This window comes from Paenibacillus polymyxa (assembly GCF_018614975.1).
Classification (GTDB): domain Bacteria; phylum Bacillota; class Bacilli; order Paenibacillales; family Paenibacillaceae; genus Paenibacillus; species Paenibacillus polymyxa_E.
Genome location: NZ_JAGGNR010000007.1, coordinates 142,069 through 168,153 on the forward strand (window position 1 = coordinate 142,069; position 26,085 = coordinate 168,153).

Below are 26,085 nucleotides of genomic sequence, written 5' to 3' on the forward strand. Positions count from 1 at the left end.
TGTGATTCACTAAAAAAAATGATTTCATTTGGATTATTGCACCAAAAGAAAAGCCTGTCTAAATTGAAGTGTCAAGTATTATTACATTCAGTGCATTAAGCAACGTTTTATACGTCATGTGATCAGCCTTTTCATGCCAAAAAGCAACGCACCTAAAAAAGGATGCGCTGCTTCATGTATAATTAAAGATTGTTACGAATGGATGGCTGCCATCTGTCTGCTGTTTGGAAACATTCGACCACCAACAAGCACACCACCCGAAAATACTGCTTCGCGTGGAGGTGCCGCCGCCAACGCATGCATCGCATTTATGGTATTTACCAACGAGAAAGTGCCTCGTTCGCCCACTTTTGGAGTTAATGGTGCATTGGAAATAAGTTTGTACGTTTCTAGCAACCAGAAGTCTTCCACCCAGCCTGATGCTTCAGCGAGACGGGACCCACGGGAGAGCATATCGCCATTTCCGAATGGGCTCCACGAATCCAAAATGTTATCGGAACCGATATGCACGGACACGCCCGTTTCCATCAAGATTTTGATGGGGGGCATGGGCCTGTCAATGGGCACACTCGTCACGATGGCTACGCCGGTCGCACACAACCTCTCCGCGATTGAACGCACCTCTGTTTCCCCAACCTGGCCCAAACAGTAGGCATGGCTTACCGCGTTACTGCCGGACATACCGGCTTGTTCTGTCAGTTCGGCGAAGCGGCTAATCGTGTATATTCCGAGATGACTCGGGTCATGCAGATGCAAGTCGATGCCCGCAGAGAATTCTGTCGCAAGTTCAAACATGGCTTCCAGACTGGCATCCACCCGGCGGTCCAGTCCGGCCGGATCCACACCACCAACATAGTTAGCTCCAGCCCGAAGCGCTTGCCGCATGACGGAAACGGAGTCAGATCGAAGCAGGCCTTGCTGGGGAAACGCCACAATTTCCATATCGATGCGTCCTTGGTACATCTCACGCACTTCCAAGACCTCCTCAAGATGAGAGAGGCCAATTTGCGGATCCACGTCAACGTGTGTGCGGATTGCCGTTGTACCTTGGGCTAGCATTAAATCCAACATTCGTTTCGCACGTTCTCCCGCCCCGGTTGGTAGTTCTTCCAACATGCTTTTCTCAAATTCCAACTGTCCGGGTAGCGTGACAAACGGCTGCAAAGACTTCCACGGCTCACCAATAAAATGCTTGTCCAGATGGGTATGCATATCAGCCATTGGCGGTACATAGTGGAGTCCATCCGCGTCAATGACGCTTGTCGCCCTATCGACAATATTTACAGATGTGAGATCCACATCAGTTCCGGCAGTCTCAATGCTGACAATAAGTCCTGTTGTTTGATCAATGGTTAGATCGAACAGGTTTTCCGACCATTTGACATTTTTAACGAGTGTTAATCCTTTCTCCATAACTCCATCCCCTTACTTCATGATCAGATTGTTTCAATACCTTCCGACAACCACGGTAATTCCAAAGGTTTTGAGTCAGTACAAGCTACCTGTAATCCCGATTTCCAAACCGTGCGGGCCTCCGGTTTATTAAGCAGAACTTCTCTTTCCGACCGCTCTCGGAACAGTACCATATCAACCGGAGCGCCGACCTTAACGCCATAATTATTAATGCCTAACGCCTGTGCCGCGTTATGCGTCAGCATGTTGGTCAAGATGAGCGCATCCCGTTTGCTACCCATGTACGAAGTAATCGCCAATAGCCAGGCAGCTTCAATCGGGTCTGCCTTGCCAAACGGCGTGAATGGATTGCGCACATTATTGACGCCAATTGCCACATTCACTCCACAATCCTGCAGCAGTTTCACGGGGGTCAGACCTCTATGATAACCTTCGGAGCCTTCCCTTCCATTCAAAAAGAGGTCCGTCATCGGCAGCGTAATGACGCTGATTCCGGCATGACACAGTAGCTCTCCGATAGCCAAAGCTTCGTGTTCAGGGAGGGAACCGAGAGCGGTTACATGTCCGGCGGCTACATGCCCCTGCATTCCTGCAGCAATTGTCCTTTTTGCAATTTCCACAACGGCACGGTCGTTGGAATCGACCGAGAAATCGGCGTGAAAATCCAGCGGTTTTCCGTACTTCCCTGCCAGACCAAATGCAAAATCCAAGTGCTCCCCCAGGTCTGCATCCTGATACGTGATTCCTCCAATCACATCGGTTCCCATACGAATGGCCTCTTCCATCAGCCCAGCAGTCCCCGGACTCTTAAACACCCCTTCTTGCGGAAAGGCAACTACCTGTAAATCCAGTTGATGTTTTAAGGATTGTTTGAGACTCAGAGCAGATTCGACAGCTCTGAGTCCGAGAACCGGATCAACCTCTGCATGGCAACGCATATGGGTTACACCATTCCTGACGGCTTCCCGAATGACAACAAGCGAGCGCCGGTACATGTCCTCCTTCGTGAACGAACTTTTCAGTTTGGATGTTATCAGAATCGCGTCCTGAAGAGACTCCGCCTCCCGATCCATGGAATCCAGCAAATATGCTTTTTCCAAATGAATATGCGGCTCGACGAATCCGGGCAGCAATAAACCCCCTTTGCCCTGCACGACATGAGGCGCTTCGGTTTTCCTTTCCCCGCATGGCGTGACAAATGCAATCTTGCCTGAGGATATCCCGACATCCATTCGCCTTTCATCTCCGGAAATCACCGTATCCGTGATAAGTAGATCGATCATTACATCCTCCATTCATGTACGCTTTTATTACACGCAAGAAACACTTTAAGCATAATTCACTCCTTCTGAGAAATCATTGGATGAAAAAGATAAAAATAATTAGCAATCTTGGATGATTAAACCAAAGATATTTACTCCACATGATCGTAGTGTTATATTACTTAACAATAAAATAACTTGTTCCAGAAAGGGATGGGTCGATGTGCTGCTGACAGATTTGCTGAAAAACGGCATTTACGATGATGCCAGAGTGATTACGGGGCATAAGGGTCTAATACGTGAGGTTCAAACGGTCAACATTATGGACTGTCCGGATATCATTCGGTTTCTAAGGCCAAACGAGCTCTTGCTGACCAACGGCTTTTTCATGAAGCAGCAACCAGAGATGTTTATTCAACTAATCAGGGACATGCAGCGTCTTCATTGCTCGGGGTTGGCCATCAAAACCAAGCGGTTTGAACTGCCAATCCCTGATGAAATACTTTGGGAAGCGGATCAGAACGAATTTCCCATTATCGAAATTTCCGATGTCCGTCTATCCCTTGGCGAAATTTTGCAGCGATCGACCAGTGTGATTCTGAATAACAAGAGCGACGAACTGCAATATGCACTCAGCATCCACAAAAAATTCTCCGAGATGATCATGCGCGGCAAAGGAATTTCCAGCATTATCGATTCGCTGTCCAAACTGTTCTCATCCCCAGTCATCCTGTTAAACTACAAATGGCAAACTATCTCTGCTTCCAGCCAGAATACAAGTGTTGCTGAACTCACTACAGCCGCTGTAAATACACTTCAAGACTTGTCCGATATTTCTAGTCCCACTTCGTTGTGCTTCATCAACCCATCAGTCCGAGAGCGTTGCTGCATGCTAGCATATCCAGTAAAAACTTACCGCCACGAAGGCTATTTGTTATCCTTTCATTCGCCCGATCAATGGACTGGCCTTTTCGGTCTGACGCTTGAGCAGGCCTCCAACGTCATTGGAATGGAGCTGACCAAATCGCAGGCTGTCAAAGAGCGCTCCCGCAGGCACAAAAACGAATTCTTCTCCGATCTGATTGAGGGATATATCACTTCTGAGCAGGAGGCGATGAACCGCGGCAAGAGATGTGGGCTTATCAATGGGCGTTCAAGCGTCGTGCTGACCATGCGTAATGACGAGGTGCATCACATGCATCAGAGATTTCCTAATCACGAAGGTTCGGTGCCTCCAAAAGGAGATAATATCACGGAGCAAGAGGAGCAATACGAGCACATCAAACGTCTTTTTGGTGGGTTAGATCATTCCTTCGTCATGTTTACCAAACATGATACCTACTGTCTTCTGCTATTTATCCCTGAGTCGGGGTGGGATGAGGCGAAAACCACCGAGCAGCTGTCAGGAATGCTTAAAGAACTTCATCATGACACTGGAGTGAGTCTGTCGATCGGCATTGGCAAACCTGCAACAAATGTACTCGGCGTTCGTCATTCTTATACCGAAGCGGTTAATGCTTTGCAATTCGGCTACTGGCTAAAACGAAAGCAATTCGTCCAATCTTACCAAGCCAAGGACATCGGATATTTATTCCACATGCTTCCCCACAACGAACTGAAACAATTTTACGACGCGACCTTAAACGGATTGCTGCATATTGCAGACGAACATGAAAAAAAAGAGTTGCTGCGCACCTTGAACGCTTTTTACGATACACAATGCCAGCTTGTCGAAACATCCAAGCAACTTTTCGTTCATCGAAATACGGTGGTGTATCGACTGGAAAAGTGTGAAAAACTCCTGGGTGTGAAACTCAAAGATCCAACAGAAAGCTTACGAATCCGCATAGCGATAGCCATCGAACCTCTGCTACTTCAATAAAACTTGTCATTGGCTTGAGTCAAGATTAAAATAAAAAGCCAATGCGAACGACAAAATATCGGTACCCATTGGTTATATTAAATGTCAGTATTTTCTATACTGAGATGGACGCTAATCTCTAATTGAGTTAACTATCAGTGAACTCAAGGCTCCAGCCTCCATGACATCTCCCAAAAATCAAGCTCAAAGCGACTGCACATCACAAAAATATCTTCCATCCGTTGGTACGTTCCCTCGTTACAACCTTCTAATCGCTTATCCGTTAACATCACAAGGGATTGATTGCTGCTGTTGTATTCAGAGGAAGCATATCCTGTGATCCACTCTCCGTAAAAAGGATGCTCAGCTGCACCTGGCTTTTGAGCAAGGACTTGACCAATCTCTGCATAGCTCCACGAGCAGGCCAGAATGGATACAAGTACTTCTGCTATGCCACCCGCATGGGAAACAGAGAGCATATAGTTAGTATAGGCTGCATTTTTCAGGGCAGGTTTTACCTGAAAAACATGATCCTCTGTAATTCCTAATCGTTCCATATAAGAACGATGAATTTTCATTTCACCATTCAGGATGTTATCTACGTTTTTACTAAAAAACTGCATCAACTTGGGGTCGTGCGACTTGACGATACCTAGTGCAAATACACGGGCATAATCGAACAGATACAAGTAGTCTTGCAGCAAATAATAACGAAATTGTTCGACCGGTAAGGAACCATCTCCGATCCCTTTAACAAAGGGGTGCTCAAGACATTCCTTCCACACAGGGTGGGCTGCCTGATATAGTCTCTCTGAAATAGTCAACATGTGTTCCTCCAATTCATAATGTACGTATTTAAAAACAAAAAAACGAAACATCCATAGGATGTTTCGCAGACAAATACACTAAAACAATGGGGTTCGCATGAGCTACCCAAGTACAGTGTTTCATCGTTGTATCCCTACGTTGGCATTATCCAAATCAGGTAAGGTCGGTTTAACACCCTCTCAGCCGGTTAAGGCTCCCTTGCAAACGGTTGTAAATGGTTGAGTTTTAGCCACTGTTATGATGGTTTCTATTCTTGCAACTACTGCCAATGGTTTAATGCCCGAGTTTGTTCTTTTCAACAAAAGTGATTATTCCGTACTGGGAAGTGTTTCTCCAGCTCTCATTGGTCGTATCATTCCACTTGGCTACGTTCTGCTTACCTCCGCCCTGGTTGTCGTTAATTTGAAGCTCGAAACCGAGAACATTTTCTGCTTTGGGTGTCAGTGAATGTAATTGGATTCTGGTTTCTACGAGATATCCTTTATTTGTTTTCTTCAAAGCACTTACAAGGCGTCCGGGTGAGGCCCCCCCTGCAAAGGTTCCCACATTGTCTGCACTGATTCTGAACTGGGCATCATCATATTGAAAATACGGTGTGCGCTGGTGATTCTCGTCCAGGAAAATCTCAACCGAATCCTGATCCCATGGGTTGATGTTATCTGTGATGATGTCTGGATCAGTGACGTCGATCAGCAGGTATAGATACTCACCTGACCACATTGCGCGAGCCACTGCCTCTGCACCTTCGCCCTGGTTCAACCGTTTTACTTCAAATGGTACAGCCTTATTCCATAATGTGTCTTTCTTCCCATCAATCTGAACAATCCCTTGCACAGCTTGTGCAGATTTGGGCATAGGGGCAAGTTGAATCACGCCGTATTTGCTTGTATCTTGTTCCTGAGATTGTGTTCGATCATTCCAGTACAGTGGATTATAAGGTTGTGTCCCACTTGAATCGCCATCAGTCACACGGATATCCAATCCGGCTTCATATTCTGATCCGACTTGGATACCACCCCACGGAATGGACAATTCAACCTGATATCCGCCTTTTGTCTCACGTACACGATATGAACGTCTCTCCGCGCCCTCAGCTTTGCCCGACCGCTTAATGATTACGTGTCGGTCATCTGCTTCATATGAGGTAGTCTTGCCATTATTGAGATCAACAAAGATATCTACTCTGTCATTCACATATGCCTTTGCATCCTGAACATCCACAAGGATATACAGGTTGCTTTGATCCCATAAGGTGCGGAAACTGGCTGATCCCGAAGAGTCGCCTTTCAGTGAAGTAGCCACCGCTTTGTTCCAGAGCGGATCTTGTGAATGTCTTTTGATATCTGGTTTACCGGAAAGTGATACGGCTCTCTGTGTCAACACAGGCAAGCTGGATTCATCCACGAGTCCCCAGTATGCTTTTTTGGCCTTCAGGGCTGAATCAAACAGCATAGCCTGGTTGTTGTAAGACTTCTCATCTTGGAGTCCCCATAAGGTAACTGAAGAAATGTGATCTTTGTGTTTTTTGTACAAATCTAACAGTTCCTTATATCGATACGCCTGTTTTACCGCAACTTCATCCGACATCTCTTCACCATATGGAATTCCGCTATCCACATCAAGTTCGGTGATCTGAATATCCAATCCAAGTTCGACGAACATGTTGATCGTTTTTTCAATTTCCTCGATGGGCGGGGATTCCAGGTTATAGTGGGATTGCAAACCCACACCATCGATGAGTCCCTTCTCTTTCAGTCGTTTGACCAACTGAAACATATGCTCTCTTTTCTCAGGGACTTCCGTGAAGTATTCGTTGTAGTATAACTTGGCATCCGGATCGGCTGCACGAGCGAATTCATAGGTTTTCTCAATGTAATCCGGACCGATCAGTTCATAAAAGGGACTTTTACGTAAACCGTTGGCATCACCATTGCTATCCGCAATCGCCTCGTTTACCACATCCCAGGCATAGATCTTACCTTTGTATCGGGTCATGACGGTTTCGACATAATCCTGAATCCGGGCAAGCAGTAATTCTCGACTCGCAGGGTTACCCTGAGGATCCTTGAACATCCACTCTGCTGCATCAATATGCCACAACAACGCATGTGCGCGTACGCCCATACCATGCTCCTCAGCGAACTGAACATATTGATCGGCTGCCTCGAACTCATAAACACCTTCGGAAGGAGACATGTACTTTGGTTTCATCTCATAGGTTGCGGTCAAGCTGTTAAAGTGTTTCGTGAGCAATTGTCCATATGCGCCTTCCAACTGCCAGCGATACACCGCTGCACCAATGGGGAAATCATCTTTATACAGGTCCTCCAGGGACAGAATCCCTTCTTCAATCTCCAGTTGCTCGGCCAGAGTAAATGATACATCATCCACATAGAACGATAACGTATCTACGCTATCTTCAGAGATGTAGGGTGTTTCGATGAACAAATTCAATTCAGTGGGATCATCGCTATATTGAAATTTTCCGGTGATCTTGTGCCATGTATTCCATTCTGCTTTGGCAATTTTCACGCTACCGATCGGGTTCCAGCTTTCGGCAGTTGTTTTTTTATATGTGGTGAGCTGTAGTGTTTGATCCGTGGTGGGCTCCTGGGTAAGTCTTACATATGCCGTAATTTCGTACTCTTGGTTACGCTTAAGCAGATCCTTCATGGATAACATCGGTCCATGATAGGAACGCTCACGGTTGGAAACAAGCATACTGGACTGACCTTCGTGTGCTTCCTGCTGTGTCACTGTCAGGCTTTCACTACCGATACGTGGAGTCCATCCCTGAAGTGTACCGTCTTCAAAGTTTGTGCTCAAATGACTTTCCTCCACTTCCGTAACTGCATTGGCTGCATGTGAGACATTCGAAAATGGAAACATGGCGAGTACGAGCACAAGAACCAAGGCTGTTATATTCCATTGACCTAACCGTTTCATACAATTCCTCCTCTTGATTTGGTCTAAGTTATTTCTGAACGGATTAACATCCAGATAAATAGATTATAGTTCTTTAGATAGCGCTTACATATAAAAAAATTCCAATAAAGATAATAAAATGTTATCATTTGGTAAAATTATGCGAGTTAATATTAGTGACCTTCTATAGGCTCCCACCCATTCCCCTGCTCAATTGCCTACATACAATACATTAGACTAATGAACAGGAGTGATGTGATATGACATTTTTACCTCCTTTTGGACCTGGTGGAGGGTTTGGTGGACCTGGGGGTCCCGGAGGACCTGGAGGACCCGGAGGACCCGGTGGAATGCCTGGTCCTCCATCGTTCCCCGGGGGTGGAGGCGGCGGACCACAAGGCGTGCAGGCACCGACCGGGCCGCCGCCATCATTCATTCCACAGCAACCCGCTTCGTTATATGCGGTAGATCCAAGAGCTATATCGGGCTGTCTGTTTCGCTACACTTATATTTGGCCGGATCGTGGTCCCGGCTTCTGGATGTACCCGGTATTTGTAGGTAGAAATTCGGTGGCTGGCTTCCGCTGGAATGGCTTCTTCTGGATGTACACTGGCATTGATCTGCAGCTAATCAGCTCGTTTAGCTGTTTCTAGAATTAAATCCCCCTGTATGCGGAGTAATCCACATACAGGGGGATTTAGATTTATAGAATATTCACTTTGTCTAAAGCAACTTAATCAGCGCTTCTAGCTCATTAACCAAACTTTTTGCAAGTTCAAAATTAGTATCTTTTAAAGCCAATTCAATTTTCATTTCAACAGACTTTTTCTTTTGTTCCGTGTCTAGATAGTTTTCATCAAAATGACTCGTATAAATCATCTCTCTAAATTCTTGTATACTCATTTTACTAATCGTCTTGTCCTCAATAATCAAAACATAATCCATACCATTTACAACAGAATAGAAATCATGAGAAATCATGAGAATCGCACCTTTGTAGTCCTCAATAGCTTTCTCCAATGCGATTTGTGTGTAGATGTCTAAATGGCTTGTCGGTTCATCAAGAAGTAATACGTTGGCACGACTGGCAGCAACTTTAGCCAATTGAAGCATGTTTTTTTCTCCACCAGATAAAGACTCTATCTTTTGCTCAAGGATTTCTCCTTCGAAGCCATAATGCAAAAGATGCGATCTAATCTCATCATAAGTTTTAAACCCGGCATCAATAAAGTCGTTTAATATGGTATTCGAATCCTTGAGCATTTCGCCTTGAAACTGAGATAAATACGCGACTGTAGCATCAGCATTTATTTGGATGGAGTCCTGGTTGTTTTGGAAGATTTCTCGGAGCAGCGTCGTTTTCCCGGTACCGTTTGGACCGATGAGGGCTACTTTATCTGTGGATTTCATCTTGAAGTTCACATTTTTCAACAGCAGCTCATCAAAAGAAACGCTATAATTATTGACGTTAACCACAACGGTGTCTTCCATTTCCTGATCGATATCAAAGCTGATATTCGGCTGCTTGATATCGACAAATGGTTCTTTTATTCGACGTGCTTCCAATCTCTCTTGAAACTTGACTCGGGCCTTTAACGCTCTGCCTCTGGAGGCTTCCGAATTATATGTGGCGATTTCTCTAAGATTATCGATGATGTGATCGTATCTCTCAATTTCTTCAGCTTCAGCAACCGCGATTTCTTGCAGCTCGATCTTCGTCTGAAGCAGCGTGAAGTTGTACTCGATATAGCGCCCGTCAAACTCTTGGATCTCTGTGTTTTCAAGGTGTATGATTTTGTTAAAACAGTGATTTAACAGATACCGGTTATGCGTAACGACCAATAACATGCCCTTATGGGAATTGATCAATTTTTTAAGCGCATTGAGGTTCTCAAAGTCTAAAAATACATCGGGTTCGTCCATAATCATCAAGTCGGGACGACTCAGCATTTCCTTTATCACTTGAATAAGCTTGAATTCCCCGCCGCTTATGGCGGATATACTAAGATCTTTGAGCTTCATGAGATTGGCCAGGTTGAGCTGCTTATTAATAGTGTTTTCGTAATTATCCCCATCCATCGCCTCAAAGGCATCCAAACACAATTGAACCTTCCCCATCAGTGAATCCATATCCAACGTGGTTTCCATTTCAGCATAGATGGCTGTAATTTCATCTTGTATCTTAATAAATTCTTCTCCGATATATTCAAAAACGGTCATTTCTTTCGTTTTGTCGACTTGAGAGAACTGACTGACATACCCGATTTTACAATCTGGGTCTATTTCTAACTTGCCCTCAAACAAATATCTTTCTGGATCCATCAGGATATCGATCAGTGTACTTTTCCCACTTCCGCTGGTTCCGATAAAAGCACAATGTTGTGCCTCTTCAAACGTAAATGAAATGTTGTTATATAGTTCCTTTTGTGGAAATGAGAAGGATAAGTTTTCAACTTTTATCATAGTGTTACCTTTCTTTATAACTAAAATGGTGAGTATTTTGAAATATATTGTCGAACACAGACTTTTAGAGTAACACTGTTTACCCCCAAGTACAATCGATTTTTAGCTCTTTACCCACACTTCCTTACCAGAGGGAGGAATGCTTTCTAACGATCTCGATAAAAGCTTCTACTTGGGGAGAGATCCACTTGTTTTTGGGATATAACAACTGCGTAGCTAGATTTTGTTTGTACTGCTGACCTGAAAGTTTTCCTTCCTTCAGCTCCTTCTCTACCGTAATTCGAGGTAACAAGGATATACCCATACCACTCAATATCGACTGTTTCACAGCTTCAATACTCCAGAATTCAATATTGGAAGTAATCCCGATCTGGTACTCCTCAATGCATTGTTCAAACAATGTGCGATACCCACAACCTCTTTCGGTAAAAAGTAGATTGCTTCGCACAATGTCCCGTTGTAGCTCAAATGAATTGGGATACAACAACATCATAGGCTCCTCAGCCAATTTCTCACTGTACAGATTGGGGTCATGTACCTCTGTCCCCAGCATGAAGGAAATATCACTTTTACCTTGCATCAAATTCTCTTTAAAATGTACGGAATCTAATTGGTGCCACTCGATATTGACATGAGGATGCAATTTTTTGAACTCTTCAATAATAGGTGGAAAACGATAGATCAACAACGTTTCCCCAATACTGATCACGATATTACCCGTTAATTCACCTTGTGCAGCAGTCACTTCCTTAATCATGTGATACAGGTCAAGCATTTTTTGGGCATGTGGCAATAATTTTTTTCCAGTCTCCGTTAAAATAACCCGCTTACCAATTCGATCAAATAAAGGATAGTTAATCTCCTCTTCCAATGCCTTGATATGCAATGTAATTGTAGATTGCGCGTATCCAAGATGCTCAGCAGCTTTGGTAAATCCCTCGTGTTCCACAATTGTAATAAATGTGACCAAATGACGTATTTCCATCATTGGCTCCTTTCTTTTTAACATCATTAAAACTGATCGTTTACATATAAACTATCAATTTCACTAATGGAAAGCAATCGTTTATATTCAATGTAGCTCATTAAGAGCCCATTTCATTTTTAATCTCAATCGTTTATGGAAGGAAGTAATCACTATGCAAACAGCAGCAACGTCATCCATCTTGATTAATGGATATCGAATCGCTTATGAACAATATGGAGAAGGCTCTCCCATATGGCTCCTTCACGGTACACCCTCTTATAGCTATGAATGGAGAAAAGTAATACCCTCTCTGGTTCAAAAAGGGTACAAAGTCTACGTGCATGACCTTCTGGGATATGGAGCATCCGAAAGACCACTCGAAGCAGATACTTCTGTGGCAGCACAATTTAGGCTTTTCAGTCAGCTTTTAGACGAACTTGGAATGGATCGTTTACATGTCGCAGCCCACGATCTAGGTGGAATTGTTGGTCTCCAACTGGCCCAGGAACAACCTGAGCGGGTTCAATCGCTTACGTTACTCAACATGCCCAGCTATGATTCGTGGCCCTCACCAACCTGGAAGAAAATTATCGAAGAACAGCTCGAACAGGTGGAACGAATGCCCCGTGCTGATTTTGATACCATGTTAAAGAAACAATTACCCATGGCAGTTTATAACAAAGATCTTATGACTGGCGATATAATGGATGCATACCTGGAACCCCATGCAGGTTCATTGGGCAAAGCCTCATTTTTCTCCCATCAGGTAGCCCACTATAATGCAAAATATACTGAATCCTATGGAACAGATTTACCCAAGCTGAAGGTCCCCGTTCAAATTTTATGGGGGGAAGAAGATGAATGGCAGCCCCTCGCTTATGCAAGGAGGCTTGTCCAGGATATTCCCCATGCCTGCCTACATGTCATTCCCAAAGCAGGTCATTTCGTTATGGAAGATGAGCCGGGGCAATGTTCTGATTATATCGACCATTTCTGCAATAAACATCCGTGAGTATATTTGTATATTGAACAGAATGTCTTAGAGAAAAATTAAGCGTTCCACTGGCATAAAGCTGGTGGAGCTTTTTTTGGTTAATGGCAAAGTGTCCATGCATACTGTTAGTTTATAATTACGTATATGTATATACAAATTTTAAGATTAGTCTTCATTTCCCCCTTCAATATTACGATAAATAGTATGGGGTTATACGAATAACCATATTTACTTTATTACATCCAAGGGGGAACCGAACGTGAGACAGATTCGCAAAAAAAAGATGGATTTAAGGTTCAAACTGTATTTGATTATTCTGGTTCCGCTACTGGCCATGGGCGGTCTAATCATATGGGCCACCATCGACTCCAGTGAAAATGCATCATTAATGACCATGCAGCATAACAATCAGCAGCTGGCTGTGAATACCGCCTCTCAACTAGGTCAGGAATCGGAATTAATTAAGACATTATCTTCTACTGCTTCAGAGGAGAGCAACGAATATAAGAGTCTTAGGGACGAACTCGTTAAAGTTAGGCTTCAATCGGGAGCCTTGTATGTTTATATGTATAACAAAACTTCGGACGGTTGGATCTACACCGTAGATGGAGCGGATTGGGATGATACAGAGTATAGTCCTTACGGCACTGCAATGGAATTCAACCCCCAGATTCAGGAACGCTTATTGAGCGGAGAAGTCATCACAACAGGTATTGTAGACGATCCAACCTGGGGCCAGCTATTGTCCTCCTTTACACCAATCAAGGATTCGCAAGGTACTGTCATTGGCTATCTGGGCATTGATATTTCTGCAGGAGCAGTGAATCAAGTCTCCGCGACATCCGTGAATAATGCTTATCAGACCATTATCCCGATTTTTGTGGTTGTACTGATTCTTTCTTTGGTCATGATGTTATTCGTAGTACGAGGTATTCTTAGACAAGTACGCGATATTAAGTCAAGTCTCGAGCAGGTAGCTGATGGGAATCTCAAAGTCGTATCCACACATATGTCCAATGATCAACTCGGTGACATCAGTGATTTGATTAACATCATGGTTGCCCAATTGACGAACATTCTGATGGGAATACAACAAGGATCAAATACGTTACAGCAGTCATCAAAAGATATTTCGGAAACCGCTCAGACGAACCAGCGTCAGAGCGAAGAACTTTCCAGAGCAATTGAGGAAATTGCCATAGGTTCAATGAAACAGGCTGAAGAGACAGAACACTCCGTCCAGCATTCAGGGAATCTCGGCAAAATAATGGATGAAGTAGGTTCATATGTGAAACAGTTTACTTATACCTCAGAGCAGCTATCTTCTGTTCAAGTACAAGTTACACGTGAACATGAGGTTCTGCTTGAGAAGGGCCGAGAGAATGCCAAGCGTGTTGAGCATCAACAGGATATTTCCAGGTCTCTGACGACTCAATCCGAACTCGCTTCCTCTATTAGCGGTCAAATTCACAACATTTTAAAACAAACTCAAATTCTATCCCTGAATGCTTCAATTGAAGCAGCCCGAGCTGGAGAAGCGGGTAAAGGCTTTGCAGTCGTTGCTGGTGAAATGGGACAGCTCGCTCAACAATCCGAACGTTCGATCCAAGAGATTGATGAGATCCTGAGTTCATTTGTTCAAGAGATACATCGGATGGGCAGTCATTTTGATGCGAATATGGTAGCTGTTAAGGAACAGGAGAAACAGATCGCTGATTGTCTCCAGGCATTTAGACAGGTTAGCCGCTTATCGACCGAAGTGCATGAGTTGGCTCAGAGTTTAGACAGCCGAACGATGGATATGCACTCTATTCGTCAGGAGTTGGAACAGAACCTCAGTTATATTGCTTCCGCAACCGAGGAAACTTCAGCCATGGCGGAAGAAGTCACGGCTAGTGCTGTGGAACAGCAACGGTCGGCGAGCGAACTGTCGAACATCTCCGGGGAACTCGCTGGTCTTGCAGGGAACCTCAAATCATATTCCGATCAATTTCAGATCGAAGTCACTAAATAAGTTCGCAATCTCCATTAAAGGTGTTGTTAGATGACAACTTAGAATTGCCGGAAACATAAATTTCTTGGAGGTTTAATTTTTTTGGAGGAATCAGGGTTATGATCAGCACATAAAATGACCGTGTTCTTGTCCTGTGTCACGTTGACTTATTAACGATTCCTCATTTATGATTCGGACATTAAGTGCCTGGCAGACATGGCTTACCATGGATGCTTGGGATATCGATCTGTAAACAAACTCAAACTCAAGAGTGTGAAAGATGTGAATGCATTATGGTTAAAGAGAAATTATATTACGGTAAAGATATCGAGGTCATGTTTAATTCGGATGTCTGCATTCATTCCGGTATTTGCGTAAAGGGCCTCCCTGCTGTTTTTAATTTAAGCAACCGTCCCTGGGTTGATCCTGATGGTGAAACTTCGGAGGCCATTGCCCGGCATATTAACACATGTCCAAGCGGAGCTTTGACGTATAAGCTTCTGGACGGTGAATATTCAACAAAGAAAGAGGATGAACATGCATAACGTAGAACATGAACCTGCCAATAAAAGATTCCTTATTCAAGATAACGGTGACATTGCTGCGGTGATGACCTATGTAATCTCGAGTCCAGAGCTATACATAATTGATCACACTTTAGTGGAAAATGCTTACCGAGGACAAGGGCTTGGCGATGAACTTATCAAAGCGATGGTGGAATACGCGCGGGAAAACGGTATTAAGATTTTACCTTTATGCCCGTTTGCCAAGGGACGTTTTGAACGTATCTCTGAATACGCGGATGTTCTCCATCAATAAAACGAATATTCGCAGTTGATTTTCATGTGGTTACACATCAATAAAAGGCGTCTATATAATTCAGACAATGATATAGACGCCTTTTTACGTATCCTACTTAAACTTTATTGCTTAATCCAACAATGGTTTCAAACGGTCGCAACACCAGTGGCAGCATGCCATTTTCATAATTGGTAAGCCAGATCTCTGAGAAGTTGAGGCCAAGCTCATCTTCCTCAAGCTCCACCATGTGTTCAGAAAGATTGATTACTACCAGCACCTGTTCGTCTACCAGTGTACGTGTATATGCATATACACTCGGATGATCCGGCAAAAGAAGCTCATAAATACCATAAGTCAACGTATCGTGCTCTTTTCGCAGCTGAATCATTTGTTTGTAAAAGTGCAGGATGGAACGTGTCTCCAGAAGTTGTTTCTCTACATTAATATAAATGTAATTGTCATTCACTTTCAGCCATGGCGTACCGCTGGTAAACCCGGCCTCTTTGGCCGAAGACCATTGCATCGGCGTTCTGGAGTTATCGCGACTCGATGCCCAGATGATGTTCATGATCTCCTCATGTGACATCCCCTCTTCACGTTTGATCTGATATAAATTCCGATCGGCTATGTCGTTATAATCCGCTATGGAAGGGTAAGCCACGTTGGTCATGCCTATTTCTTGCCCTTGATATATGAAAGGCGTACCTTGCATGAAAAAGTACATGGCGCCAAGCGCAGTGGCACTTTCATACCAATACTCTGTATCATTTCCCCAAGAAGAAACTTTGCGGGGCTGATCATGATTTTCAATAAACAATGCATTCCAGCCGACGCCTTCCAGTGATTTTTGCCACTTGGTCAAGACGTTTTTCAATTTGGGGATATCCAGTTCTCTGTCCGTGCTGTTTTTCCAAAGATCAAGATGTTCGAATTGGAAAACCATATTAAATTTCCCTCTGACTTCACAGATCCAATCCAGCAGATCTTCTTGGTCCTCAACCTTAACTCCATTTGCTTCCCCAACAGTCACGACGTCATATCTGGATAATGTATTCTCTTTCATTTCTTGCAGATAACTTTGGATTCCCTTGACATTCATATGCTTTTCAAAAGAAGAGATATACTTGACGCCTTCTCGGATAGGCATATCCAAGAGGCCCTCTTCTTTGTGAATATGGCTGATTGCATCCACACGGAAACCATCAATCCCTTTATCCAGCCACCAATTCATCATTTCATATATGGATTTCCGAACTTCTTTATTTGCCCAATTCAAGTCTGGTTGTTTCTTGGAGAACAGATGGAGATAGTACTGTCCGGAGACTTCATCATATTCCCAAGCAGAACCGCCAAAGATGCTCTCCCAGTTGTTCGGTTCGTCCCCATTCTTCCCATCTCTCCAGATGTACCAATCTCGTTTGGGATTATCCAGTGAAGCTCTGGATTCAATAAACCACGGGTGTTCGTCACTTGTATGATTGATCACCAAGTCCATAATGAGTTTCATGCCGCGGTGATGCACTTCATGCAGTAATTGATCAAAGTCCGCCATCGTGCCGAATTCATCCATAATGGAACAGTAATCACTGATGTCATAACCATTATCATCGTTAGGTGACTTATACATCGGACAGATCCATATCAGATCAATACCGAGATCTTGAATATAATCCAGTTTAGATATGATCCCCTTGATGTCACCAACCCCATCTCCGTTGGAATCCATAAAACTTCTGGGATAGATTTGATAAGCTACTGCTTCTTTCCACCATACTCTTTTCATTGAATACAATCCTTCTTTCTTGAGAACTGAACATTATATAACGTATTATGCTTTAATCATGGATAAGGTACATTCTGGCTTCATATGGACGTAATTCGCTCTTCGAGAGTTGACCTGTATAGTTAGCTATCAAAAGCCGATGGGACCCTGTCAATTGCTCCTGAAGCGGGAGTTCTGTCGTATATCCCTGGAAATTGCATACCACAAGAATTGTCGTACCATTCAGCGTTCGGGTATATGCAAACACATCTGGGTTCTCTGGAAAGATCAGCTCATAATCACCATATACAATGACTCCATGATCTTTTCGTAATTGAATTAATTTCCGGTAATAATGGAATATGGATTCGGGATTATTCAAACTTTCCTCGGCATGGATATGCTTATAATTTGGATTCACCTTAATCCAAGGTTCCCCTTGTGTAAAACCCGCGTTATCGGAAGTATCCCATTGCATAGGTGTGCGTGCATTATCACGTCCCTTGGCGTAGATCGACTCCATCACGCTTTGTTCAGGATAACCTTTCCCCATTCTTTCCTTATAAAAGTCGAGCAATTCAATATCCCGATAATCCTCGATCGCATATTGAACATTCGTCATACCCAACTCTTCACCTTGATATATGTAAGGCGTACCTTGCATGCCATGAAGAAGGGTAGCCAACATTTTAGCCGATTCAACTCTGAATTCTCCATCATTTCCCCAACGTGACACGATTCGAGGCAAGTCATGGTTGTTCCAGAACAGACTGTTCCAGGCATCACCCTTGAGCTCTGTTTGCCACTTGGACAGCACTTTTTTTAATGCCATCACATCCAAAGGTTTAAGATCCCACTTTCCTTTGCCTTCTTGTTCATCCAAACTGATGTGTTCAAATTGGAAGACCATTGAAAACTCACTGCCGTCTGGATTACTGTACAGTTTGGCGATTTCCGGAGTGGCGCCCCATGTTTCTCCAACGGTTAGCAGGTCTTCCGCTTTTTGAAACGTCTCCTTGCTCAGTTCCCTGATGTATTTATGCAGATTAGGCCCGTTTCCCGTAATCTTCAAATCCGGTTCTTTACCAATTAAGTCGATCACGTCAAGTCGAAAACCCCCAACACCCTTGTCGATCCACCAATTGATCATGTCGTATATCTCCTGCCGGACTTTCGGGTTTTCCCAGTTGAGATCTGGCTGTTTTACGGAAAAGAGATGTAAATAATATTGCCCGATCTCAGGCACCCATTCCCAGGCTGAACCACCGAAGGTGGACCCCAAGTCGTTCGGAGGTGTTCCTTCAACACCATCTCTCCAGACATAGTAGTCATGGTACGGATTGTCTTTACCTTTTTTGGCTTCTTGAAACCAGGGGTGTTCATCCGATGTATGGTTCAACACCAAATCCATGATGATCCGAATGTCTCTTTTCTTGGATTCAAGAATTAACGTTTCCATATCTTCCAAAGACCCAAACATCGGATCGATATCCTGATAATCTGAAATATCATATCCGTAATCATCTTGAGGGGACTTGCAGACAGGTGATAACCAGATTGCACCAATGCCGAGTTGCTGCAAATAATCCAATCGGGATACAATGCCCTTCAAGTCTCCGATTCCATCACCGTTTCGATCTTGAAAGCTACGTGGATATATTTGATATACAACGGTTTCTTTCCACCATTTTTTATTTTCCATGTTCCATTCAACCTTTCTAAGGTTATTCTTTGACCGATCCTACGACAATGCCAGTCACAAAGTATTTTTGCAGCAACGGATAAATCAGCAATAGCGGGATAACAGCAACTACGATTTTGGCTGCGTTCAGGTTTTTGTTCGAAATTTCAGTCAGGTTGCTGAGCTCGCTGGAATTCGTGCCGGCTTGAAGCAAATCGGCAATATTCACATTAAGGGACTGAATATAGGTCATTAGCGGGTAATTGCTAACTTTGGTCATATAGATCAAACCACTGAAGAAGTCATTCCATGTACCCACGATACTGAATAAGGCGACTGTCGCCAGCGCAGGAATGGACACAGGGACATACACTTTGAACAAGACCTGAATGGGATTTGCTCCATCGATGAACGCTGCTTCTTCAAGCGCCTTAGGTACAGCGGAAAAGAAATTCATCACAAGAATGACACTGAATATGGGGACAGCGCCTGGCAGAACGAGTGCCCATATCGTATTCAGCATGTCCAGGTTTTTGATCAGCAGGTAACTCGGAATCATGCCTCCGCTAAACAACATGGCAAAAATCATGATATTCATATAAATGTTTCTGCCTTTGAAATCCCTCTTCGATTTGGATAGCGGATAAGCCATTAAAATAATCAAAATCATGTTAAGCACAAGGGTAAGCGCGACACGTAGAATGGAGATGCCAAAGGAACGCCAGAACTGTGCATCATCAATAATTTTTGTGTAAGCCGCTGTTGTAAAATTGACTGGAACGAGACCTACTGCATTGGCAGATACCGCCTCGCTGCTGCTGAATGATATGGCAACGATATTCCATAACGGAAGAAGGCAGACCAATGCCAGCATAATCACAATGGCATAGATGACAAACCGGCCAATTCGTTCTTTGGAGTTTGCAGAATAGGACACAGGTTTGGCCTCCTTAGAATATTTTTCGATCAGTATATTTTTTGGCCAACTGGTTGGCAGACAAGAGCAACACAATACCTATTACGGACTTGAACAAACCAACAGCTGTACCGAAGCTATACTGGCGCCCAACGAGACCGATCCGATAGACATAGGTATCCAGAATGTCACCCGACTCATAGACAACCGGGTTATACAGATTATAAACTTGATCGAAACCGGCGCTCAAAATGTTGGTCAGACTCATTACGCCCATGAGCAGAATAATAGGCAGCATGCCTGGCAATGTAATATGCCATACTTTTCTCCACCAACTGGCTCCATCCATTCCTGCTGCTTCATACAGACCGGGATCAATCGACGTGATCGCAGCCAGATAGACGATGGAACTATAACCAAACTCTTTCCATACGTCTGTACCGATAATCAGTGGCTGAAACCAGGTGTTACTGCCAAGGAAATTAATATTTTCGAGGCCAAAAAACGCTAACATTTGATTTACAATGCCGTCCAGACTGAACATGTTGACAACGACGGATGCCAGAACAACCCAGGATAGAAAGTGCGGCAGATAAACAATCGTCTGCACGGACTTTTTAACGTATTTGACACGAATTTCATTTAACAGAACGGAAAAAATGATGGCCATCATCGTTCCAAGCAAAATCTTGCCAATCGCTATCACCAACGTATTGCTGACGACCTGAGCGATATCCGGCAGCTTGAACATATAAGTAAAATGTTTCAGCCCTACAAATTCAGAGCCAAACATGCCTTTGGCCGGTATATAGTCCTGAAAAGCAGTAATGATGCCGACCATTGGAACATAGCTGAATACCAGCAAAAACAAAATGCCTGGCAGCATCATCATATGGTACATGGCACCTGGGCCAAGCCGACCTCTCGCTTTCAAATTTCCCTGTTTCATGGATGAACCCCTTTCGTTGAAGAAAGGCTGCGTATCGCAGCCCCGCTACTGTTCATAGATGTTATTGTTTGGATGCGATCTCGTCTTCAATTTCCTGAATGACTTGATCACCGCCTTGTTTTTTCCAGTTACTCACGAATGTATCGAAATAATCAAGCGGTTCTGAACCCGTGACGATTTTGATAAACGATTCCTGTTCGAGCTTCGTCAGATTGGCCCACGTCTGTTTCATGCTTGGTGTAGTTCCAGAGAAAACAGGTGTCATCCATTCGAATTTCTTTTCCTCTGTCAGTTTGTCGATTAGTCCAACACCGTTGATCCGTGAATGATATTTTGACCAAGCAGTCACGTCATCCGTATCCATGTCACTCAAATAGGTTTTGATGCTTCCGATATTGTTCTTCGATTCTGTAGTGCGAACCTCATCCAGGCTGATCTCTCCTTTAATCCCGCGAACAACGTCAGAGTAATCATCCAGTAGCGATGTAGCCGAATTGACTTCGATATTAAACGGTCTCGTTGAACCGTCTACGCCCATCTCCTGATACTTGGCCGCTTCCGGCATGGTTGTTGCGGCATCTTTATCATTGGCCAATTTATCGTAGAACAGGTTAAGAATCTTAACGGCCAGTTCAGGGTGTTCGTATCCCGTTCTCACCACGATAAACTGATTGGATGGATTGGCATGGGCTACGTTTACTTTGCCGTTTGCATCTTCCAGCGTATAAGCCGAGAATTTCGCATTTTTATCCATCTGTTTTGCACTGATCAGTCCCCAGTCAGGGATATGCCACGGTCCAAAAGCAATACCGCTTTGGCCATTGGCGTAGAGTGCGGTAATATCGTCAAACGTGCGGGTTCCAAATTGCGGGTCGATGATACCATTCTTGAACCAATCCGCCATGATACCCAGCATCTTCTTCGTTGCTTCTGTCGTGGAACCATACACGATTTTACCGTCTTCACCATTCATCCAATATTGCGGGAAGGCTCTCTCGGTTGAGGCCACACCCAGCATCGTATATGCAGAACCATTATAATCTGTTGTATTCATCGTATTCACAAATGGAATACCTACCGGGTTCCCCGATTGGCCAGGGTCTCTTTCCAGGAATTCCTGTGCCGTTTTCTCTACTTCATCGAGCGAGATGGCACCGTCTCCGTCTGCATCAAGTTGTATCCCCAACAGATCCAACCAGTCCTGACGAACCCAAACCATCGTGGGTGCGGAATCCAGAGAAGTCGCCGGAAGTCCCATCAGACGTCCATCAATCGTCGCATTTTCTAATGCACGGCCATCATAGGAATCGTATATCTGCTTAATATTATCCGTAGCATATTGATCATATATGGTTGTCAGATCCTCAATCAGATCGTTATCCACCAGCTCTTTCAATTCATCTTTGGAATCAACACGCATCATGTCTGGCAATTCCCCGGACGCGATGGCGAGCGAAACCTGACGGCTATAATCTTCGCCATTGGCTTCAAATTGATCTGAAATCTGTGCGTTAAACGTGTCTTTGACCAGCCTTGTATACGCGTTGTTCTCATAGGTATCACCGGCTGGCAGTTTCGGGTTGGCTGTGGTTACCCGTCCCATGGTAACGGTAATTTCGTCTTTATAGGCACTGAACGGATCTCCCGGCGTTACCTCATATTTGCCTGCTTCTTCTGCAGTAGGAGGAGTGGAAGAATCTCCACATGCCGCTAGGGCAGCAACCATTAAGGCAGACATAGACAGCACGGCCAGACGTTTCGTCAACCGTTTGCTTTTCATGGACCATTTTGTTCTCATCTAGTTCGATTCCCCTTTTTCTGATGTTTAATATTTGTTTGCGCTTTCATTATAAAATGGAGTGAAGCCCCATCGTGATAGGGATTACACGTCCGTTTGGATAGAGAAATGATTACAGTTTTTCAGTCCGCATTATGAAGTATTGTTGACTTGTGAGCATTTACCCTACCTACGGATCTACATTCGTCTAACCACCCTTACTCTTAATCACAAACAAAAGCCGGCAGCTCCTAAAACAGGAGGCTGTCGGCTATTTATTTCCCCTACCCAGCTGCCGATATTCGCTTGGCAGAAGACCTGTCAGTTCGCGGAAAATGCGGCTGAAATACTTTTCATCCATATACCCCACTCGCTCCGCAATCCAGAAAATCGTGTTGTTTGTATTGAGCAAATATTCTTTGGACTTTTCTACCCGGATAAATCGGGAGTACTCATTAAAGGTTTTCCCCATCAGATCTTTGAAACATTGACTGAAATAACTTCGGCTGATGTTAAGTTCTTGTGACAGACCTGAAGCTGTATAGGGATGCTCCAAATCATTTTGCACGATCATCACCGCTTTCTTAACGGCATCGATGATTTCCTGCGAATACGAAGTTTGTTCATCTGTTTTTTGAATGCTTGCAGCTGTCTGCTTGATCCATGCTTCAACCTCGTACCAGGACTCGAAAGAATGTATCATGGCGATTCTTCCAAGCGTAGTTTGGGCAAAAAGGTGGTTCCATTCCATAACGATCGAGTACAGCAATCCCATCAACTGACCTTTATGTAATCGTAATGATATAAACTGGTCAATGAGTTGATTGTAGTACCTGTCGTTGTGGGTCCATGGTGTCTGGAACCAACTTTGCTTAATCCGATCCATCTCTTCATCCTGCGGTTCTTTTAAACTTGTGTTGTCCTCATTCATCGAAACAGCAATGACTTGGTTATCGGGGTTGTATGCATAGAATAAAGACGTATCTGTATAATTCATAATCCAGTTTTTGATCTGTGACCATGTGCGCTCTTGTACATCAGACAAAACCAACAACGTACTATGGGCATCTTGATGCAGCGATTCCTTCAATTGATGAAATAGTTGATCCTCTTCCGACGGGTGAACAGCCCACATGCAGCTATTCCGCTCAACCTCCCACCTTACCTCATCTTCATGCGCAGTTATCTCCATTGGCCACTTATGCTCTGATTTTCGATCCTGTGAAACAAGTGCATACACATGTTGATAATGGACATTGATTTCATTCTGCGAAGGCATCTTTCTTATCTTGTTCGTCAACCCGTTGATTCGGGTATGTATCCGTTGCAGAACATGTTCAAATTGCTCTTTCTCCAGCTGGACTTTGGCTATATAGTCAATGGCTCCGAGTCTGAGTGCTTCCTGGATATAATCGAAATCCTGATGCAGTGTTAACACAACGATATGAAGTTCCGGATAGAGCTGCCTCGCAGCTCGCATCAGTTCGATCCCTGACATAACGGGCATCGCAAGATCCGTCAGCATCAGATCGACCGGTTGGGTTTTCAGGAAATCCAGTGCTTTTGCCCCGTTACTCGCCTCTCCTACAACCTCCATACTGAACTCGTTCCATGGCATCGCAGAGCTTATGCCTTTGCGTACCAGCTTATCGTCATCTACAATCAATACCTTAATCATGCCGAGATATCTTCTCCTTTAATAGGCAATACGAGCAGGATGCTTGTCCCTGTCCCCAATTCACTCTCAATCACCAGTTGTGCTTGATCCCCGTACTGTGCTTTCAACATGCGGTGAACGTAATTGAGTCCGATGCCCATTCCTACTTTTTGTTGTTCAGCTTCACGATTGTTCAGCAGATTATGAATGGTTTCCTCAGTCATACCTGCACCATTATCTTGTATCATAATGTTCAACGTTGTAGTGCATGTCACTTCAATCTGAATAAAACCTTCGTCACTCAATCCATGATATAACGAATTTTCAACCAGCGGTTGCAGAATGAAGCGGGGTACAGGAATTTGAAGCACTTGTTCATCTGCAGTAATACGGACGTCAAATTCAAAATCATAGCGAATTTGCTGCAAAATTAGATACTGTCTTAACGCATCAATCTCCTCTTCCATCGTGGAGACTTGCCCTAATTTGCCCAAATTGTAATACAGTAGCTTGTTTAATGACTGCACCAGCTTGTCGATCTCTCCTTGTCCGTTCATGACGGCCAACCAGTGCACCGTATCGAGCGTATTCATCAGAAAGTGCGGGTTGATCTGATAGAGCAGTTTTTCCACTTCCAGGTCTGCACGTATCTTCTCTTTCTGCTGAACTTCCTTGAAGAGGTCACCGATTTGATGCTGCATATTCGAAAATTCACCCAATAGAAAATCAAATTCAGGAATCTGAGTGCGAGCTCGGTTCCCTTTCGTTTGTGGATTTTTGGACATCCCATTGATCTCCGAATGGAACAGACCGAGTGGTTTGTAGACCATCTTCCACAGGAGCCAAGCGAGAAACACGGTAAAGCCGAGGAAAAATAAAGCGACCAGCAAAATTTGAAGCAACCACTGGTTTTTCTCCTGTTGATATTGAGACTGCGAAATGACCGATACGACACTCCATTTCTGTGAGGAATCCTCCTTGAACCAGTGATACCCCCGGGATATCCCGTCCTTGGCAGGATCTACTGTTAAGCTGGAGAAATTTTCCCCTACCTTCATGGCCTCCGGTATTTCACTGTACACAATGTTTCCTGTACCATCCAGGATGAGGTGAGATAACGCGCCGTTGTATTGATTGTAACCCAAGATGTCCTGTGTAAGCCGGAAGCCAGATTCAACGTAAATATACACATCGTCCCTTTTGGAGAGTTGTACTTTTCGCATAGCGGACAGAACGAGTTGGTCATCGAATCGGTTCATACTGATATGAGGGCCATAGTATTTAATGCTATAGGTTTGGAAGAGCACAGGTAAAGAGTCAAACGTTAAACGATCCTTGATTGGAAAGTTGTCGAACTGCGTTGTACCTTCTTTCTCAAAGTAATATAGCGTCAGTCCGATGTTGGGATTGGTAAATGTGACCACACTTAACTCGCTCTTTAATTCGTCCCTGGCCTCAATCAATTGAAAGATATCAGATGACGGATTCAAGAATTCATCCATGCTTTTGCCCAAAGTTCCCCTGTAGGACAATTGCTGGGTAACGTGATTCATATTGGTGATTGAATTCTCCAATGAGGACGTGACCTGATGTAAATTGCTACGGATGCCATCATCGATCTTATTTGCGAAAATGGAGTCGATCGTATAATAAGAAATCGTAAATATACTGATAAAGGGGATAAACGCACTGAGAAAGAACAGTAAAAAGATTCTTTTTTTAAGTGTCATTCTGACTTATTCTCCTTCTGAAAATGAAACAGCAAGCCTCCTGCTATGGAAGCTTGCTCTGAATATACATTCAAGCGGACAGGCTGTCTGTATCCTGTCCAAGTCC

At 44.0% G+C, this 26,085-nt stretch carries 19 protein-coding genes and 1 riboswitch; of the genes, 6 read left to right on the forward strand and 13 right to left on the reverse strand.

The genetic code is table 11. The features are described from left to right. Nucleotides 1–192: 192 nt before the first annotated feature. Both J7E78_RS03250 and J7E78_RS03255 read right to left on the reverse strand, forming a co-directional pair. Nucleotides 193–1,413, reverse strand: a complete 1,221-nt coding sequence (locus tag J7E78_RS03250) for an amidohydrolase family protein (RefSeq protein WP_215074900.1) — start codon at nt 1,411–1,413, stop codon at nt 193–195. Nucleotides 1,414–1,436: 23 nt separating this feature from the next. Next, a complete protein-coding gene (locus tag J7E78_RS03255) occupies nt 1,437–2,696 on the reverse strand; it encodes an amidohydrolase family protein (protein ID WP_215074901.1) in 1,260 nt (419 codons plus the stop codon). A 202-nt stretch (nt 2,697–2,898) separates the two neighbouring features. Here J7E78_RS03255 and J7E78_RS03260 point away from each other — a divergent pair, with 202 nt between their 5' ends. Continuing rightward, nucleotides 2,899–4,557 (forward strand): PucR family transcriptional regulator, encoded by a 1,659-nt coding sequence (locus J7E78_RS03260; protein ID WP_215074902.1) that lies wholly within the window; start codon nt 2,899–2,901, stop codon nt 4,555–4,557. Between the two features lie 143 nt (nt 4,558–4,700). Here the strand turns inward: J7E78_RS03260 and tenA are convergent, their stop codons facing one another. Together tenA and J7E78_RS03270 are read right to left on the reverse strand one after the other, a co-directional pair. Beyond that, nucleotides 4,701–5,363, reverse strand: coding sequence for a thiaminase II (gene tenA / locus J7E78_RS03265; RefSeq protein WP_215074903.1), 663 nt, complete (start codon nt 5,361–5,363; stop codon nt 4,701–4,703). A gap of 113 nt (nt 5,364–5,476) precedes the next feature. Next, nucleotides 5,477–5,574: riboswitch (TPP riboswitch) on the reverse strand. A gap of 63 nt (nt 5,575–5,637) precedes the next feature. Then, on the reverse strand, nt 5,638–8,310 hold the full coding sequence (locus J7E78_RS03270; protein WP_215074904.1) for an endo-1,4-beta-xylanase: 2,673 nt from the start codon (nt 8,308–8,310) through the stop codon (nt 5,638–5,640). A 239-nt stretch (nt 8,311–8,549) separates the two neighbouring features. On the opposite strand from J7E78_RS03270, the gene J7E78_RS03275 reads away from it, so the two are divergent. Beyond that, nucleotides 8,550–8,942, forward strand: a complete 393-nt coding sequence (locus J7E78_RS03275; protein ID WP_215074905.1) for a collagen-like protein — start codon at nt 8,550–8,552, stop codon at nt 8,940–8,942. A 70-nt stretch (nt 8,943–9,012) separates the two neighbouring features. Here J7E78_RS03275 and J7E78_RS03280 read toward each other — a convergent pair whose 3' ends face one another. Further along, on the reverse strand, nt 9,013–10,752 hold the full coding sequence (locus tag J7E78_RS03280) for an ABC-F family ATP-binding cassette domain-containing protein (protein ID WP_215074906.1): 1,740 nt from the start codon (nt 10,750–10,752) through the stop codon (nt 9,013–9,015). 124 nt (nt 10,753–10,876) lie between these two features. Next, on the reverse strand, nt 10,877–11,740 hold the full coding sequence (locus tag J7E78_RS03285) for a LysR family transcriptional regulator (protein WP_215074907.1): 864 nt from the start codon (nt 11,738–11,740) through the stop codon (nt 10,877–10,879). A 151-nt stretch (nt 11,741–11,891) separates the two neighbouring features. On the opposite strand from J7E78_RS03285, the gene J7E78_RS03290 reads away from it, so the two are divergent. The 4 genes from J7E78_RS03290 (at nt 11,892) to J7E78_RS03305 (ending at nt 15,525) form a co-directional block, all read left to right on the forward strand. Next, a complete protein-coding gene (locus J7E78_RS03290) occupies nt 11,892–12,731 on the forward strand; it encodes an alpha/beta fold hydrolase (RefSeq protein ID WP_215074908.1) in 840 nt (279 codons plus the stop codon). Nucleotides 12,732–12,972: 241 nt separating this feature from the next. Next, on the forward strand, nt 12,973–14,727 hold the full coding sequence (locus J7E78_RS03295) for a methyl-accepting chemotaxis protein (protein ID WP_215074909.1): 1,755 nt from the start codon (nt 12,973–12,975) through the stop codon (nt 14,725–14,727). Between the two features lie 272 nt (nt 14,728–14,999). Then, nucleotides 15,000–15,251 (forward strand): (4Fe-4S)-binding protein, encoded by a 252-nt coding sequence (locus tag J7E78_RS03300; protein ID WP_215074910.1) that lies wholly within the window; start codon nt 15,000–15,002, stop codon nt 15,249–15,251. After that, nucleotides 15,244–15,525, forward strand: a complete 282-nt coding sequence (locus J7E78_RS03305) for a GNAT family N-acetyltransferase (RefSeq protein WP_036615433.1) — start codon at nt 15,244–15,246, stop codon at nt 15,523–15,525. Before J7E78_RS03300 ends, J7E78_RS03305 begins: the two co-directional genes overlap by 8 nt. 97 nt (nt 15,526–15,622) lie before the next feature. On the opposite strand, the gene J7E78_RS03310 is transcribed toward J7E78_RS03305, so the two are convergent. The 7 genes from J7E78_RS03310 to J7E78_RS03340 all read right to left on the reverse strand — a co-directional run bounded on the left by J7E78_RS03310 (nt 15,623) and on the right by J7E78_RS03340 (nt 25,979). Then, on the reverse strand, nt 15,623–17,290 hold the full coding sequence (locus J7E78_RS03310; RefSeq protein ID WP_215074911.1) for a glycoside hydrolase family 13 protein: 1,668 nt from the start codon (nt 17,288–17,290) through the stop codon (nt 15,623–15,625). Between the two features lie 52 nt (nt 17,291–17,342). Then, nucleotides 17,343–18,971 carry a glycoside hydrolase family 13 protein gene (locus J7E78_RS03315; protein ID WP_215074912.1) on the reverse strand — a complete coding sequence of 543 codons (1,629 nt, stop codon included), beginning with the start codon at nt 18,969–18,971 and terminating at the stop codon, nt 17,343–17,345. Between the two features lie 22 nt (nt 18,972–18,993). Next, on the reverse strand, nt 18,994–19,887 hold the full coding sequence (locus tag J7E78_RS03320) for a carbohydrate ABC transporter permease (protein ID WP_215074913.1): 894 nt from the start codon (nt 19,885–19,887) through the stop codon (nt 18,994–18,996). A 13-nt stretch (nt 19,888–19,900) separates the two neighbouring features. Further along, on the reverse strand, nt 19,901–20,815 hold the full coding sequence (locus J7E78_RS03325; protein WP_215074914.1) for an ABC transporter permease: 915 nt from the start codon (nt 20,813–20,815) through the stop codon (nt 19,901–19,903). A 61-nt stretch (nt 20,816–20,876) separates the two neighbouring features. Continuing rightward, nucleotides 20,877–22,613 carry an extracellular solute-binding protein gene (locus J7E78_RS03330; RefSeq protein WP_215074915.1) on the reverse strand — a complete coding sequence of 579 codons (1,737 nt, stop codon included), beginning with the start codon at nt 22,611–22,613 and terminating at the stop codon, nt 20,877–20,879. Between the two features lie 250 nt (nt 22,614–22,863). After that, nucleotides 22,864–24,270, reverse strand: coding sequence for a response regulator transcription factor (locus J7E78_RS03335; protein WP_215074916.1), 1,407 nt, complete (start codon nt 24,268–24,270; stop codon nt 22,864–22,866). Beyond that, complete coding sequence (locus J7E78_RS03340) at nt 24,267–25,979, reverse strand: sensor histidine kinase (protein ID WP_215074917.1); 1,713 nt, start codon at nt 25,977–25,979, stop codon at nt 24,267–24,269. Before J7E78_RS03340 ends, J7E78_RS03335 begins: the two co-directional genes overlap by 4 nt. Nucleotides 25,980–26,085 lie beyond the last annotated feature (106 nt).